Origin of the sequence: Azospirillum agricola, from assembly GCF_017876095.1 — a bacterium.
GTDB classification, from domain to species: domain Bacteria; phylum Pseudomonadota; class Alphaproteobacteria; order Azospirillales; family Azospirillaceae; genus Azospirillum; species Azospirillum agricola.
Genome location: NZ_JAGINM010000047.1, coordinates 1 through 16,413, shown reverse-complemented (window position 1 = coordinate 16,413; position 16,413 = coordinate 1). Strand labels below are relative to the sequence as shown.

Annotated in this window: 5 protein-coding genes and 4 pseudogenes; 2 read left to right on the top strand and 7 right to left on the bottom strand. The window is 67.5% G+C overall.

The window, feature by feature from the left end; translation table 11 throughout:
• Nucleotides 1-145: 145 nt before the first annotated feature.
• The 5 genes and pseudogenes from J2847_RS33105 to J2847_RS33085 all read right to left on the bottom strand — a co-directional run.
• Nucleotides 146-411: pseudogene (locus J2847_RS33105) on the bottom strand (transposase); the annotation flags it as partial.
• 62 nt (nucleotides 412-473) lie between these two features.
• Nucleotides 474-2,486: an O-linked N-acetylglucosamine transferase, SPINDLY family protein gene (locus J2847_RS33100; protein WP_209782983.1), complete on the bottom strand. Its 2,013-nt coding sequence runs from the start codon at nucleotides 2,484-2,486 to the stop codon at nucleotides 474-476.
• Nucleotides 2,483-4,273 carry a tetratricopeptide repeat protein gene (locus tag J2847_RS33095; RefSeq protein WP_209782982.1) on the bottom strand — a complete coding sequence of 597 codons (1,791 nt, stop codon included), beginning with the start codon at nucleotides 4,271-4,273 and terminating at the stop codon, nucleotides 2,483-2,485. Before J2847_RS33095 ends, J2847_RS33100 begins: the two co-directional genes overlap by 4 nt.
• 19 nt (nucleotides 4,274-4,292) lie before the next feature.
• Entirely contained in the window at nucleotides 4,293-6,065 is a 1,773-nt protein-coding gene (locus J2847_RS33090; protein WP_209782981.1) for a ShlB/FhaC/HecB family hemolysin secretion/activation protein, read from the bottom strand.
• A gap of 91 nt (nucleotides 6,066-6,156) precedes the next feature.
• Complete coding sequence (locus J2847_RS33085) at nucleotides 6,157-12,762, bottom strand: YDG domain-containing protein (RefSeq protein ID WP_209782980.1); 6,606 nt, start codon at nucleotides 12,760-12,762, stop codon at nucleotides 6,157-6,159.
• A gap of 586 nt (nucleotides 12,763-13,348) precedes the next feature.
• Between J2847_RS33085 and J2847_RS33080 the strand changes: the two genes are divergently transcribed.
• Nucleotides 13,349-14,224, top strand: a complete 876-nt coding sequence (locus J2847_RS33080; RefSeq protein ID WP_209782979.1) for a LysR family transcriptional regulator — start codon at nucleotides 13,349-13,351, stop codon at nucleotides 14,222-14,224.
• 210 nt (nucleotides 14,225-14,434) lie between these two features.
• Here the strand turns inward: J2847_RS33080 and J2847_RS33075 are convergent.
• Nucleotides 14,435-15,210 (bottom strand): annotated as a pseudogene (locus J2847_RS33075) (transposase); the annotation flags it as partial.
• Between the two features lie 79 nt (nucleotides 15,211-15,289).
• Nucleotides 15,290-15,547, bottom strand: a pseudogene (locus J2847_RS33070) (ATP-binding protein); the annotation flags it as partial.
• A 162-nt stretch (nucleotides 15,548-15,709) separates the two neighbouring features.
• On the opposite strand from J2847_RS33070, the pseudogene J2847_RS33065 reads away from it, so the two are divergent.
• Nucleotides 15,710-16,321, top strand: a pseudogene (locus J2847_RS33065) (helix-turn-helix domain-containing protein); the annotation flags it as partial.
• Nucleotides 16,322-16,413: the final 92 nt, after the last annotated feature.

The following is a 16,413-nucleotide window of genomic DNA, read 5'->3' as shown; positions in this document are numbered from 1 at the left end:
CCGCTGTGGAAAACCGGCCCGCCTACGCCAGCTCTGGGGGGCGCTTCGGCGGGCCGGTTCCCCACAGCTCCTACACCACGTTCAGGGACGTGACCGCCCATCATAGCGCGGCCCGTTTCTCCGCCCGCAGGCGGACCGAAGGCCCGCGATCGTTTTTTAGAATGTCGCGCTCCATCTTCACGCGCGCCAATTCCATCCGCAGTCGGCTGATTTCCATCTGATCAGCGCGGACTTTCGGCGTTACCAGTCCGGTCAAACCGCCGATGCCGGCCGCCTTGACCCAGTTGTGCAGCGTCTGTTCCGCCAAGCCCAGCGTCTTGGCCACCGCCGCAACCCGCCGGCCGCCGGTGACCAACGAACCGCCTCTTCCTTGAACTCAAGCGTGTAACGCGCCCGCGCCGTCTTCGCCATCTCGTCTCCAGTCCGTCGCCGATTGTAGCCGGCGGTATGGGAGGCGGCGCACGCGGGCAAGGTCAATGAGCATTGGAAAGCGCGAAGCATCGATCCTCGAACCAGCGTGCGAAGGTGGCCCCGTCGCACAGGAAGGAGGCTTGCAGACGTGCTCGCAGGCCGGCACGGATGGCGGTCAGCCCCTGTGGATCGGCGGCGAGGGCTGCAGCCTTGGCCACAAAGTCATCGGCACCGCCAGCGATCCACTCCGTCAGCCCGGCGGCGGCCAGCAGGCTGGCGCCCACACGTCCGGCGTGGGCCTTGCCAGGCAGGGTCAGCACCGGCACCCCCATCCACAGCGCCTCGCATGTCGTCGTGGTACCGTTGTAAGGGATCGGGTCCAGGGCGATGTCGATGGCACCATAGGCATCCAGATGGCCGAAATGGTTGGGAATGTGGGTCAACAGGGTAATGCGCGCCCCGTCGATGCCGTGGCTGGCGAACAGCGCCAGTACCCGCGCCTTCACAGCCGCGTCGGCCAGCACCGCCGCCTTCAGCACCAGCCGGCTACCCGGCACCGCGTGCAGCACCCGCGACCACAGCGCCGCGGTGGCGCCGTTCAGCTTGCTCAGCGCGTTGAACGACCCGAAGCTGACGGATCCCCGCTCCAGCACCGGTGCCGGCAGTGGATCGGGTACCGGACCCAGCGGGCGATAGCACAGGAAATGCTCCAACCGCTCCAACCGCTCCACATGCCGCCGGTCCGCCTCCCCCGGCGGATCGGCGACAGCGTCGGTGAAGCGGACGTCCACCGTCGCCAGCCCGGTGGTGGTGGGATAGCCCAGCCATGTGGCCTGCACCGGTGCCGGTCGGTGAGCGAACACATCCAGCCGGTTGCGCGCCGTGTGCCCGGCCAGATCGATCAGCAGGTCGATACCGTCGCCACGGATCATGTTCGCCGCCGCATCGGCATCCATCCCGGCGATGGACCGCCAATGATCCGCCTGCCGCCGGACGGCATCGGTGACGACGTCGGCCCTTTCGACGTTGGAATAGGCGAACAGTTCCACCCGGCCACGGTCGTGGTGCTCCAACAATGGCAGCAGAAACATCGCCACCGAATGCAGACGGAAATCGGGGGAGACATAGCCAATGCGCAGCCGCCGGCCCACCAGCGGCTCGGCTGGAACCGGTGCCGACGGCACACCGCCCCGCTCCCGCAGATACTCATCCCCCCACCGCCGGTGGCGGCCATAAACCTCGTCGGCCGTCAGGGTGTCGGAATAGTTCAGAGCCATCAGGAGGTTGCTGTCGATGCTCCCGGCGTCGGACAGGAGGGCGCGGGCTTTCTCATAGGTTTCCAGCGCCAGCTCCGCCTGCCCAGCGGCCTGATGGGCCGACGCGAGGCCGAACAGCGCCTCGGCATAATCCGGGCGGATCTCCACCGCCTTGGAAAAGGCGGTGACAGCCTCCCCCACACGTCCCATGCGCACCAACGCCAGGGCCAGGTTGTTCCAAATCCCGGCATCGCGCGGCTGGCGCAACAGGGCCTGACGCAGGTAGCTCTCCGCCTCCGGCAAGGAATCGGCGTTGAGGGCCGCCGTCCCGGTCAGGAAGATCAGATGCTGGTTGCCGGAATCGGCGGCCAGCCAGCCGCGGTAAAGGGCGAAGGCCGCGTCCGCCTGCCCGGCGCCGAGCAGCACCGAGGCCAGATTGTGCCGGGCGTCGGCATAGCCAGGCCGCTCGGCGATGGCCCGCTGGAAGGCGGCGGCGGCATCACCGGAACGCCCGGCCGCCGCCAGGGTGACGCCCAGGCTGTTGTAGGCGTCGGCGAAGCCGGGTGCGCGCAGGATGGCCGCCAGATAGGCCCGTTCCGCCCCCGTCCAATCGCCCGTGCGGTGCAATGCCTGCCCCAGATTGTAATGGCATTCCGGTGTGCCGCCTCCCGCGGCGATGACCGCCTGGAAAAGGCCGGCGGCGGTGGTCGGATCGCCGTCCATGGCGGCGGCGATGCCGGCCTGATACAGGGCCTGGGGGTGACGAGGCGCCGTAGGCCGCACGCCGGCAACGGAGGCCCCGGAAGCAGGGCCGGTCATTGGTCCCATCCTTCCAGCCGGGTTAGGGAGGCCGGATCGATGGCTGACAGCCGGTTCGTCACGGTGGCCACCACCGCACCCCAATCGCCGGCGGTCGGCTGGCGGAACAGGGTCATGGTGGGATACCAGGGGCTGTCGGCGCGATCCAGCATCCAGCGCCAATCGGGGCTGAACGGCAGCAGCGTCCACACCGGCACCCCGAGCCCGCCGGCCAGATGGGCCGCGGCGGTGTCCACGGCGATGACCAGATCGAGGTTGGCCGCCGCCGCCGCGGTGTCGGCGATATCATGGACCAGCGGCCCCAGCGGCACCACCCCCGGCGGATCGTCGGACGTCGCCCCCGGTGCGTCCTTGTGCAGGGAGAAGAAGGAGACACCGGGCACCGCCAGCAGCGATGCCAGCCGGTCCGGGGGCATGGACCGGTCGCGGTCGCGGCTGTGCACGGAGCGCCCGCGCCACGCCAGCCCGACCTTCAGCCGCCCGCCCGCGGCGGCGTCCAGCCGTTCCCGCCACAGCCGGCGGCGGAACGGGTCGGCGTGCAGATAGGGCGTGGCGGCGGGAATGGTGTCCAGGCGCGTCCCGAACCGTTCCGGCAAGCTCAGCAGCGGCACATGCATGGCGAACGGCAGATCGTCGTGGACATGGGCGGGAGAGAAGGAACGCGGCACCACCCGTACCCCCGTCCCGCCCAGGCTGAACCACAGCAGGGTGAACAGCGGCGACGGCGCCTCGAACACCACCTCGTAACCCTGCCCGGCCAGCAGGGGCAGGTAGCGGACGAACTGTAGGGTATCGCCCAGCCCCTGCTCGGCGGTGACCAGCAGGGGACCGCCGACGACGTCGGGGCTTTCCCCCCGCCACACCGGTTGGGAGAAGGGGCGCACGTCCTCGCCGAAGCCCGGCCAGCGCCAGCGCCATTCGTGTTCCGCCCACCCCCGTTCGAAATCGCCGCGCAGCAGCAGGCACAGGGCGAGGTTCCAGTGGGCCGCCGGGAAATCGGGCTGAAGGGTCAGCGCCTTGCGGTAGCAGCTCTCGATGTCGCCCAGCGGGTCGAGCGCCTGCCGGGCATTCCCCAGCGTCACCAGGGACGCCGCGGTTTCCAGGGTGTGCGCCTGATCGGGGCCCACCGGTTCCGCATCCTCCTTCCCACCCAGCCAGGCGAGCGCCAGCCCCAGGTTGCTTTCCGCCTCGCTGTAGCCGGGGTTGATCGCCAGGGCGCGGCGGAAGCTGGCTGCGGCGGCGCGGTAATCGCCGGCCCCGAGCTGGGCGTTGCCCAGGTTGCCGTGGGCCTCGGCCTCGCCGGGGTCGCCGTCCAGCAGAGCGGACAGCCGCTCGATGGATTCGGCATGGCGGCCCAGGGCCTGCAAGGTGGCGCCCAGGTTGGCGGCGGCGGCCCGGCAGCGGGGGAACCACTCCAGCGCCTGCCCGAACGCGGCCAACGCGCGGTCGAAGTCCCGCCGCTCGTAAAAGAACCGGCCCAGATGGACGGCGGTGTCGGCGGCCTCCTCCGCCCGCCCGGCGGTGGCCAGGGCATGGGCCAGATTGTGGACGATCTCGACGTTGCCGGGATCCATGCGCCGCGCCTGCTCCAGGAACGCCAGCGCCTCGCCGGGCCGGCCCATCTGGGCCAGCACCGTGCCCACCAGGGCGCTGAGGTTCGCATCCTGGGGCTGGGCGGCCTGAAGCTGGCCGTAGAGGGACAACGCCTCCTCCAGCCGCCCCTGCTGGTGGCAGGCGGCGGCACGGCGGACGGCGTCCTCGAAGGACAAGGCGGGTGCTGTGGACACGGACGGGCGTTCCTCGTGCTCAATAGGCCAGGGTGAAGCCGACGTGGAGACGGTCGCTGTTGTCGTTGCCGAGCCCGGTGGCGGGAAGCGCATGCCCCCAGTCGAGGCGCAGAGAGCCGTAGGGCATCTGGTAGCGGAGCCCCAGCCCGACGCCGGACAGGGTCCAGGCGCTCTTCGACCCGGCCAGGGACCGCTTTTCCGACACCCGCCCGTAATCCCAGAAGGCGAAGACCCCGAGCGCGTCGTCCTCCGTGCTGCCGAGTCCCAGCAGGGCGGCGGGGGAGATGGTGGGCGCGTGCAGTTCGTTGGTCAGCAGCACGCCCTGGTCGCCGTTGGCTTCCCGCTCGCCGTAGCCGCGCACGCTGTCCACGCCGCCGGCGCCGAGTTGCTCCGACGACAAAAGGTTGGTGCTGGCCCACTGCCCCTGCACCCGCGCCACCCAGGCGAAATCCTCCGGCAGGCCGAACCGGCGCTGGAGGCTGGCGCGCAGATAGGCGTAGCGGGCGTCGGCGTAGGACCGCCCGATGTGGGTGGACGACGGACGGAAGGCGGCGGTGGTGTTGTCGTCCGACAGGCCGCCGGGGCTGTAGAACAGGTTGACCGCCAGCCCGGTGCTGCCGAGCGTGTCCGGGCGGGTGGCGGAGTAGCCCACCACCCCCTGGGCGATCTCGGTGAAGCCCGACGAGACGCTGACGCCGCCGAACTCCAGGTCGTTGTTGGTGCGCTTGAAATCGGCACCGAATTCCAGGCTGTGGGTGACGGTGTCCAGCGTGGGCAGGCGCAGGGCGTAGCGGGCGGAGACCTGCACGCTCTCCCCCGTCTGGCTCAGCGTGCCGCCCAGCTTGGGCAGGCTGCGGGAATGGCTGCCCATCAGGGTCAGCGTGTCGCGCCACGGCAGCGGGATCTGGTAGGTCAGCGCGTGGGCGGTGTAGCGGCCGTCGCCGGGGTGCAGGAAGGCGTCGGGACTGGTGGTGTACTGGTACGACATCAGGTGTCCCAGCCCCAGGGCGTTCCCCCAGTTGAAACCAGCCAGGACGCGGTTCTCGCTGGTGGTCTTGGTGCCGGTGTTCTCGTGTCCGGCGAACACCCGCAGCGGCAGGCGGTCGCGAGTGCGCAGGACGATGTCGCTTTCCCCCGGATTGGCCCCGCGCTGGTAAACCAGATCGGTTCGGCGGAAGGGGTTCTCGTTGAGCCAGTTGACGTCGTCCAGCAGGCTCCGGCCACTGATGGCGTCCCCCCGTCTGGTGCGCACCGCCGACAGCAGCAGGTCGTCGGCGAACCACTCGTTGCCTTCGGTGGTGATGGCACCGGCGGTGAACTGCATCACCACCATCTGCACGGTGCCCGATGCAATCTTCTGCTCCGGCACCACCACGTCCACCAGCGGGCGGTCGTGGTCGCGGAAATAGAGCACCGTCTTGCGGACGATCTCGTTGAGGAGGTCCAGCGTGACGGGGCGCCCGAGATAGGGGGCCATCAGGGCGGTGAAGGCGTCGGGGTCCAGCACCGCACCGTCGGCAACGGACACGCCGGGGCGGGTCAGACCGGTCTTCACCACCTGATCGGCGCGGCCGACGAAGGCCAGGCCGTTGAGGGCGGGGACGAGCACCTTCTGCCCTTCCGGCAGGGCCGGGATGATCGGCGGGACGGGCAGGCTCTGTTGCGGCGCCGGCGTCTCGGGCTGGCGCGGGGCGATCCGCTCGAAGTTCTGCGCCCAGGCCGACGAAGCCGTTCCCGACAGCAGCACGGCAGCAAGGAGAAAGCGGCGGCTGCCACGGGACATGCTCGTCATGACCGGAAGGTTTCCTGTGTTGGATCGCAGAAAAGAACGCCGGGGGTGAGCACCGGATGGGATGAGGCGGTGGTTCATGAGCATCGCTTCCCTACCGGGCCGGCCGGCCGGTGCTGCTGGTGCCGTCTTCGGGTGTGCCCTGGTTCCCCCCTGCCACCACCGCGCTCTGCACCGGCTCGTCGGCGCGGAACGTGGTGAAGCTGGACGCGAAGGCCAGGGACCCGCCGCCGCCCGCCCCCTCCACCGTGGCGGTGGCCGAGGAGGCGGAGCCGTAGAAGCCTGCCGGCTGGCGGAACACCACCAGGAATCCGCCGGTGGACAGGCTGTTCTCCACCGTGCTCCCGGTGGACGGCGCCATACCCCGGCCGGGATCCACCACCACGGGGGTGTCGCTTGCCAGCCGTCCCCCCACGGGTGCCGAGCCGGTCCAGCCGCCTGCCGGCGGAATGTTCGCGCCTGCCGCCCGGCTGACCCAGGCCGAGCCGGTTCCGCCGGACGCCGCACCCAACCCCACTGCGCCCCCCGGCGCACCGCCCGAGGTGCCCAACAGGGCCCCCCCGCTGCTGGTCATCGGGGTCGTCACCACAGGCAGCGTGTTGAGCACCGCCGCGATGGATGTTTCTCCGGTCGCGGACGGCGTGACCGTCAGCCGGCCAGCGGTGCTGCCGCTCGCCGTCAGGACGTAATTGCCAGCGTCCCGACCGGTCAGTCCCGTCACCCGCAGGGTATAGGAGCCGCTCTGAAGAGCCGACGGCGGGACGAGGTTGCCGAACGAGTCGAAGGCCGACAGAACCGCTTCCACCTGGTCCCCGTTGGCCAGCCCGTTCATCACCACGGTCCAGGGTCCGGCGGTGCCGAAGGTACGGGTCGCATCAGGCACGGACCACGTCAGCGCCCTGCCCGTCACCGTGTAGGTGGCGCCGCCGAACGCGTAGTTGCCGGCGTCGGGCCCGGCGAGCGACAGGCCGGTCACCGCCTTGCCGCTGTCGGCCCCCTTGCTGCCGAGGTTTCCGGTGCCGTTCAGCGTCACGTCGTCGCCATCGGCGATGCCGACGAGGCTCAGGCCGGCGATGCCGGTGGTGCCGTCATAGGTCTTGCTGCCGGTGGCGGTCACCGTCCGGGCCGCTACGGTGTAGGCGGTGCTGCTGTCCAGCACGTAGTTGGACGCCCCGGAGCCGGCCAGCGACAGGCCGGTGATGGTCTTGCCGGTACCGGCGTTGCGGTCGGACAGCACACCGGTGCCGCTGAGCGAGACGTGGTCGCCATCGACGATGCCGGAAAGGCCCAGGCCCGACACCGAGGTGGTACCGTCATAGGTCTTGCCGCCGCTAAGGGTCACCGTCCGGGCGGCGACGGTGTAGGCGGAGGTACTGCTCAGCACATAATTGGACGCGGCACTGCCGGTCAGCGACAGGCCGGTGATGGCCTTGCCCGTGCCGGCGTTGCGGTCGGACAGCACGCCGGTGCCGCTGAGCGAGACGTCGTCGCCGAGCCTCAGCCCTGCCAGGGTCAGGCCCGACAGCGCCGTGGTGCCGTCGTAGATCTTGCCGCCGCTCAGGGTCAGTGCCCGGGCGACGATGGTCAGGGTGGCGGTGGTGGCCCCCAGGGTGTAGCCACTGGCCACCGACAGCTTCGACAGGTCGAGGGAGATGGTGTAGCGCCCTACGCCGCTGCCGGCGAAGGCGGTGGTGGAGAACAGCGGGGTACCGCCGAGCACCGAGGCCAGCGTGTCCGTTCCCTGCAACCCCGACGCCTCATAAGTGAAGGTGGGCAGCGCGTCGCCATAGGTGATCGTCGCGTCGAACGGCGACAGCATCAGCACGGCGCTGCCGGGAGTGGTTGGCGGGGGCGGAGGAGGCGGCGGGGGCGGAGGAGGCGGTGGCGGTGAGCTGGAATCGGCGTCGCTGTACAGCAGCGTGTTGGTGGAGCCGGCGACCGATCCCGGCGGGGTGCCGGCATAGGTGGCGCTGTACTGCACGGTTCCGGTCAGGCCGCCCAGGGTGTTGCCCGCCGGATTCTTGGAATAGACCAGCCAGCGCCCGTTCGCCGCGCTCAGGGCCGACGCCGTGCCGTTGTTGACGAGGTTCCCGCCGGAGGATGCCGCCAGCGCCAGTGCCGCCCCGGTGCCGGAGGCCGTCAGGGTGGCACCGGAGTTGATGATGATGTCGCCACCATCGGGACCGGCGTTCTCCACCGTGATGGTACCGGCGGTGATGCCGTCGAGCGTGATGTCGCCGCTGGCGGTGTTGGTGTTGCCGGCGCCGGTGTCCAGGGTCAGGCTCACCGCACCCGTTCCGGCGTTGATGGTCTTGCCCGCCGCCATGGTGATGACCGCGGCCCCGCTGTCGCGGGCGGCGTTCACCACCCCGGTGCTGGCCTTGGCGTTGGCCAGCGCGGTGAAGGCGCCGTTGTCGGTGACGATGTTGGCGTTCAGCAGGATCGACCGCCCCGCCCACAGGCTGAAGGCACCGCCGTTGCCCGCGGGGTTGTCGACGGTGATGTCGCTGTCCACCGTGATGTCGGTGTTTGCCTGCAAATTCAGCGCCGTGCCGGTGTTCAGCACCGCCGTCACCGCGTCGGGGTGGATGGTGATCGTCTGGTCCTGGGCGCGGGCATAGGTTAGCAGAGTGACCGGCAACCCGACATAGACCCGCCCGGCAACCGAGGCGGACGCGCCGTTGTGGGCCAGAATAAGGGTTCCGTCATTGCCGGCGGCGTATTGAGTCAACCCCCCGATGCCCACCCCGCTCAGAGCCTGCCCCGTGCCCCAGCCGAGGAAGCTGTTCGTCGGCGATATCGACCCGATGAGCGCTTTGCCGTCGCTGCTCCAAGCGGCGGCGCCGCCCACCATGATGTTCTGAGAGGGTGAATAAGTGGAGGCCGCAAAGATATAGCCCCCGTTGCTCAGGGGAATGACGGTGGCGCCCAGGCCGCTCATCATGGCGGTGCCGACAAGGCTGTTGCTGGTGGAAACGGCCCCGGTGATTCCCGCCGTTCCGCTGCCCCAGGTCATCGCACCGGCGCCCATCAGGATGCCGTTGTTCCAAAGGGGTGTGAATGCGGTGTAATCACCGTTGGCCAGCGCCTTGACTTCGCTGCCCACGGTATCGTTCCCAGTGGTACCGACAAGGCTGTTGATGGCGGAGACGGCCCCGGTGACTCCCACCGCACCGCTGCCCCAGGTCACGGCGCCCACCGCGAGTACGGTCCCATTATTCCAATAGGGACTTCCCACGACATAATTGCCGTTGTTGGTCAGCGCCGTGATCGTGTTGCCGATCTTGTCATTGGTGGAGGTACCGACAAGGCTGTTGCTGGCGGAAACGAACCCGGTCGTTGCCGCCGTACCGTTGCCCCAGGTCACGGCACCGGCACTGGCCGCCGCCCCGTTCGTCCAATAGCTACTGGCCGTGACATAGTTGCCGTTGCTCAGGGCGATGATCTGCGAACCGATCCGATCCTGGGCACTCCCGCCGACGAGACTGTTGACGGAGGAAACGGAACCGACGACGCCGGTGCTGCCGTTGCCCCACGTCACCGCACCGGACTTGCTGTAGGTGTCGTTCCAGTCGGGGCTGCCCACGACATAGTTGCCGTTGGTCAGCGCGACGATCAGCGAGCCGACATGGCTGAAGTGCGCCGTACCCACGAGGCTGTTGGCGGAGGAGACGGCGCCGGTGACTCCGACGGTGCCGTTGCCCCACGTCGCCGCACCGTTCTCGGCCCCCATCCCGCCGTTCTTCCAGGTGGGGCTGCCGACGACGTAGTTGCCGTTGGTCAGCAGGGCCGTGACCGTCGTGCCGACCTTGTCGTCCGCATTGACGCCAACAAGGCTGTTGGACGAGGAAACGACGCCGAGGGCGGTCCCCGTCGCAGCGCTGCCCCAGGTCACCGCACCGGCGTTGCTCGCGCCGCCGTTCTTCCAGGACGTGCTGGAGACGACGAAGTTGCCGTTGCTCAGAATGGTGACGGCGCTGCCGATCCTGTCCCCGTCGGTGCTGCCGACGAGACTGTTGATAAACGGACCTCCTGAGAAGGGCTGGTCCCCCGTCCATGTCGTGGCGGTGCCGTTGCCCCAGGTCACCGCACCGCGGGCATTGTTGTAGTCGGGGCTCAGGATAAGATAATGGCCGTTGTTCAGCGCGACGATCGACGAACCAACCCGGCCATTGGTGACCATGCCGTAAAAGCTTTTATTAATAGGGGACGATGGGTCCGCAAGGTTGTTCGTGTCATTGGCGCCAGTCACCCCCGCCGTGCCGTCGCCCCAGGTGACGATGCCGGCGTCGCCCGCCCCACCGTTGTCCCAGGATGTGCTGGAAACCACGTAGTTGCCGTTGGTCAGGGCCGTGACCGTCAGGCCGACCCCGTCATCAGCCGCAGCGCCGACGAGGCTGTTGGTGGGGGTGACGATGCCGGCGATCCCGGCCGAGCCGTTGCCCCACGTCGCCGCACCGGCACTGGTCCCCGGCCCGTTGCTCCACGAGGGGCTGTACGCCACATAGTTGCCGTTGGTCAGGGCCGTGATTGCGGACCCGATCTTGTCGCCGGGATTGCTGCCGACAAGGCTGTTGGTATCGGACACCAGCCCGGCGGTCCCCGCCGTGCCGTTGCCCCAGGTCGCGGCACCGGCACTGACCACCGGACCGTTGATCCCGATGGGAGCGGTCCAATCGGGACTTCCGACGACGTAGTTGCCGTTGTTGACCAGAGCCGTGACCGAAGACCCGACCTTGTCGTTGGGGGTGCCGCCGACAAGGCTGTTGGCGGCGGAGACGATGCCGGCCACCCCGGCCGAGTTGCTGCCCCAGGTCGCCGCCCCGGCGCTGGTCATCCCGTCGTTGGCCCAGGACGGACTCTTGATGACATAGTTTCCGTTGCTCAGAACGGTGATGCCGCCCCCACCGACGGCATCGCCGCTGTCGGAGCCTGTCAGCATGCTGATCAGCGCCCCGGTCAGGCCGTTGAACAGATACACCGCCCCGGCCGCGTTGCCGCCCACGACCGCGTTGGGATTGGTTACGACCACGTTACCGTTGGCCAGGGAGGCGATGGCCGTGCCGTATCCCGACGTGGTGTCGCTGTTGGGATCGATGAGCTGGTACTGGGGCAGGAGGGCGCCGGTGCTGCTGATGACGATGTTCTTGGGATCGAGCAGCAGCGTGCCGGCCCGGCCCGCATCGGACCCGGCATCGCCCCGGCCGGCGAACACCAGCGTGTCGTGGGACGACGCCTCGATCAGCCCGCCGGCCCCGGTGCCGGTACCGCGCGCCGAAGCCTTGCCGTAGAAGTCGGTCTTGTCCTCCGACCACACGATGATCCGCCCGCCGGCAGCCCCGTCCCCGGCGCCGTCGGCGTGCAGGCTGGTGGTGCCGCTGACCAGCACCGCCCCCGCCTTCGGCACGCCCCCACCGCCCTGATAGTCGCCGCCCACCCGGATGCCACCGCCCTGCGCCTCGCCCGAGGCGTTCAGGACCGCGTCCACCAAGTTGATGGTCGAGCCGAACAGGTCGATGGTCCCGCCGGCGCCGCCCGCCGAATCCACGCGATTGTCACCCGAGGTGAACAGCGACGATTCCGCCTCCCCGCTCGCCACCGTGATGCCGCCGCCACGGGTGACGCCGCTGGCCGAGACCTCCGACCCGCTGGTGGCGATGTAGCTGCGCTCATAGGCGATCTTGACCGACCCGCCGGCCCCGGCGCTGCCGTCAGCCTTCATCTTCCCCTGGTTCGACACATGGCGCGCCGCCACCTTCACCGTACCGCCGCGGGTGCCGCTGGCCGACACCGTGCCGGTGTTGACCGCCATCCGGCCGTTGCCCGCCGACACAGCAACCGTCCCGCCCGAGCCGTCGACGTTGATGGCGGCGATGGTGCCAGTGTTCTGCACATGGCCGTCGCCCGCCGACAGCCATGCCTCGCCCGCGCGGGTGTCGCTGCCGGTGGCGCGCACGATGCCGCCGTTGTTGCCGGCCAACGCGTAGATGTTGCCGCCCGCCGCCTTCAGTTCCGCCTGCGCGGCCTGGATGACGCCCTGGTTGTCCACCTTGCCGGGGCCGACCCGCACCATCACCCGGCCGTTGCCGGTGTCGTTGTCTTCGGTCAGCAGCACCTCATGCCCGCCGGCCAGCGCCGCCGTGCCCTTGGGAGCGGAGATGCTCCCCTTGTTCGACACCTCCCGCGCGATCAGCAGAACGTCGCCGCCTGACGACGAGATGGAGCCGAGGTTCTCGACCCTGGCGGCGCTGTCGCCCTTGAAAGTCAGCGCCCGCCCACTCAGGAAATCGTCGTTGGTGACGTCGTGGGTGCTGGCTACGAAGCTGCCGCCGGTGGTCACGGTGCCCGTCGGCCCCACCACCACCCCGTTGGGATTGATCAGGTACAGTGAACCGGTGGCGCTCAGCCGTCCCATGATCGACGATGGGTCGCCGCCGGTCACCCGGTTCAAGGTGGCGCCGCTGCCGTTGTCGAAGGCGACCGTCCCGCCCTGGCCGATGGAAAAGCTGTTCCACGTGACGATGCCGCGCCCGCCCTGCTGCGTCACCGTCATGGTGGGACCGTTGGTGGTGATGGTTCCACCGCCCGCGATGAAACCGCCCCCCTGGGGCAGGACCTGTCCCGCCGCCGGCACCGCGATCAGCAGAAGGCTCGTCAGGCAAGTCGTTTCAAGGGCTACTTTCCGCCATGTCTTCGGCATTATCGTATTCGCCACCAGGTCTTGAGGGTTGGGCCGTTTCGGATCAGGGGTCTTGTCGTTCGAAGGCTTGCAAGAGCGCGCTCGAAGACATGGAAAGGGAATCCCATCGCAGAAACGATAGGTTATCGTGGAATAATCATAGATAATTATTGAAAACGATTCTCAATAGACAACAGAAAATTGAAGAAAATAAGTCGGACACTACTGGAATTGTCGATTTATACCGCAGTAACATCTGGATCGAAACGCAAAAATCATTCCATCTTTCCTTCATCGTCAGCAGGCCAGCCCCCCATGCCGTCAACAGCGGCGCATAGAGAGCAACCAGTAGGCGAGAAAGGAGGGGCGAAATATCAATATCTCATCCCCCTCCTTAGAGGTGTCTTTCCGCGTACTTTAATTACAACAAGGAGCGGTTGGAATTAAATATTTATAATATTAATTATTAGTTGCGCTTATAATACAGTCTTCTTCTGAATTCGACCCTCCATTTTTGCCTCAATGATTTTTTCGCAAGCTTAGTTACTCGCGCGCTGCAACGCTTATTCTTGACATGCTCTCTGCATAAGCTCTATCAACATGAATTATGATGCTCCGCGGCTTTGACCTGAACCTTCTTGTGATCCTGGAGACGGCCCTCTCCGAAGCGTCCATCACGCGCGCCGCCAAGCGCTTGCGCTTGACCCAACCGGCGGTTTCCCAGGCGCTTGCACGAGCGCGGGAGTTGTTCGGCGACGAGTTGCTGATACGCAAGGGGCCGGGGATGGTGCTGACCCCCCGTGGCCGCAGCCTGCTGCCGGAGCTGAAGGAGTTTTGCACAAAGGCCGAAGCCCTGCTGTCTTCGACAGAATTCGATCCGCTCTCGGCGGAAAGGAGCTTCGTCGTCACCGCCAACGACGTATCGGAGCTGTTGATTTTGCCGCCGGTGATTACCGCCGTTTCCCGCATGGCCCCCCAATGCCGGTTCATCGTGCGGTCGGTGGAGCCTGTCTTCATCGATCATACTGTCGATCTTGCGGTCATCGGGGCGCCGCTTCCAGAAGGCTCCTTTTCCTCGGCCGATCTTTACGAAGATCATTTCGTCATGCTTGCCCGCCCCGACCATCCGGCCATGAAGGGGCAGATGTCTCCCGAAGCCTTCGCATCCCTGTCCCACGCCCTTGTTTCCCCAACGGGTCAGGGGATGGCGGGTCCCATCGACATCACCCTTCAAAAGTTGGGGCTGACGCGGAAAATTTCCCTTTCAGTGAGCCGCTTCACGACGCTTCCCAAAATTCTTGCATCGACGGACTACGTGTCTGCCGTCCCATCCCGGTTTGCCGCTCTTCCCGATGTGCAGAGTTTCTGCCGGTCGCATCCCCTTCCATTCGAAAGCCCCCGCTTCCATATGCGCCTTCTGTGGCATCGTTCACGCGATACCGATCCGGCGCACAAATGGCTGCGAAAACTTTTCCTAACCTGATCGTACTATCCCTCAGGGATAGTCGCGTCCATGATCGCTTTGAGGTGATGTGGTGGACGGCCCTTTCACTGACCTTGCCCGCGTGCGACGCCTCCCATAGCCGGCTACAATCGGCGACGGACTGGAGACGAGATGGCGAAGACGGCGCGGGCGCGTTACACGCTTGAGTTTGTACCGCGGCCCGGAAATGAGACACCCGTCTGGGGTTATTCAGGCGGCCAAGGGTAGCTCGGCCATGGGCGTCTCATCAACCCCGAGTTGGTCAGCGCGCACCTGGGCTGGGGTGCGATGTCCATGCCGGGCGACGAGCCAGGTTTCGTTGTCGTGACGGGCGAACTCGACCAGAGCGCGGCGCAGGTCCTCGACGGTATCGAAGGTGTGGACCCACAGAAGTTTTCCTTGAGCGTCCGGATGAACCGCTCGGCCACGCCGTTGCCCTCCGGCTCGCGCACGAAGGATGGCGAACTGGTGATGCCCAAGCATTTGATCTCGGCCTGGAAGTCGCCAGACATATAGTTCGAACCGTGGTCGTGACGCAGCTTCAGCCCGACCGCCACGCCGGGGCCGATGCTGCCAAAGTGGCGCAGTACGCCCTGACGGATCGGCTCTAGGGCCTCGAAGCGGTTGCCGCTCTTCGAGGCGTGCATGCCCACCACCTCGGAGTTGGCGTGATCCACCGCGATGAAGACGCGCGCCACGCCCTCGGCCACGGTGATCGTCTCGGTCATATCGGTCCCCCACATCGTGTTCACCGCCTCGGTCACGATGGTGCCGTCGTGTGTGTGCGTGCGGGGCCGTCCAACCCGATGCGGCGCCAGCAGCCCGTGTGCTCCCATCAGCCGTCGCACCCGACGTGCCGAGGTGCGGATGCCTGCGTGGCGCAGACGTGCCCAGACTGTCAATCGGCTTGCAATTTCCAGCCACGCTTGCGGTTGCAGAACCTGTTGTCCAGGGAGTCCACGGGAGGGTCCCGCGCGCGCCGCGGAGTGCCCTCATGGCTGACGCAGCGGCGCGCGTGGGAGGGGCCTGTGGCCCCCCCAGGGCAACGGACGGGAAGGCTTTGGATCAGGAGCGGTTCTTGAACCGCCAGCTCTCGTTGCCGGTTTCCAGGATGTCGCAGTGATGCGTCAGCCGGTCGAGCAAAGCGGTGGTCATCTTGGCGTCGCCAGCAAACACCGTCGGCCATTCAGCGAAGCTCAAGTTGGTGGTGATCAACACCGAGGTCCGCGAGTACAACTGGCTGAGCGTGTGGAACAGCAGTTGGCCGCCGCTCTGGGAGAACGGCAGGTAGCCGAGTTCGTCCAGCACCTGCATATTTCGGCGGAAAGCACCCAGCGGGAACGGCGGAAAGCGCCCGGGCAGAACGGTGAAAGCGCCCGCCCGTTTCGGTGAATTCGCCCACCCGTAGGGGTGGTGGTGTCGGGGTCCGAACCAGCCTTTGGCATCCCCATGATCTTTCCACGGCACAGGCCAAGGAGGATCGGGATGCCCCGAGCGAGGTCGGACATGCGGCGGATCAGAGAAGTCCTTCGTTTGCGGGATGAGTTCGGCGCCAGCCAGCGGCAGATTGCCGACGCCTGCCGGCTGCCGCGGAGCACGGTGCGCGATTACCTGGAGCGGCTGCGGGCCTCCGGGCTGCGGTACGCGGATGTGCTGGGCTGGACGGACATCGAGTTGGAAGAGCGGCTGTTCCCGCCTCCGGGCGCGTCGGTGCGCCCGGTGCCGGACTGGCGGCATGTCAGCCGCGAACTCGGCCGCCGTGGCGTGACGCTGCGGCTGCTCTGGGAGGAATACCTGGAGGTCCATCCCGACGGCTACCGCTACACCCAGTTCGTTCAGCATTTCCGGGCATGGCAGGGCACTCACGCCGAGCCGCGTCTGCGGCGGGAGCATCGGCCGGGGGCGGCGATCGAGGTCGATTACGCCGGCATGACGCTGACCATCGGGCTCGGCGCCGAGGCGCGGCAGGCCCAGGTGTTCGTCGCCTGCCTGCCGTATTCGGGCTACGTCTACGCCGAGGCGACCTGGACCCAGCAGGCGGAGGAGTGGCTGGCCTCCCACGTCCGGCTGTTCGAGCATCTCGGCGGCGTGCCGGGCTGTGCATCGGCTTGCAACACTGGGCCAGTTTCAGGGGTGATCGGCGTCCAATAACCAGCCACCTCTGATCTGGCAGACTACCACCCTGGGTT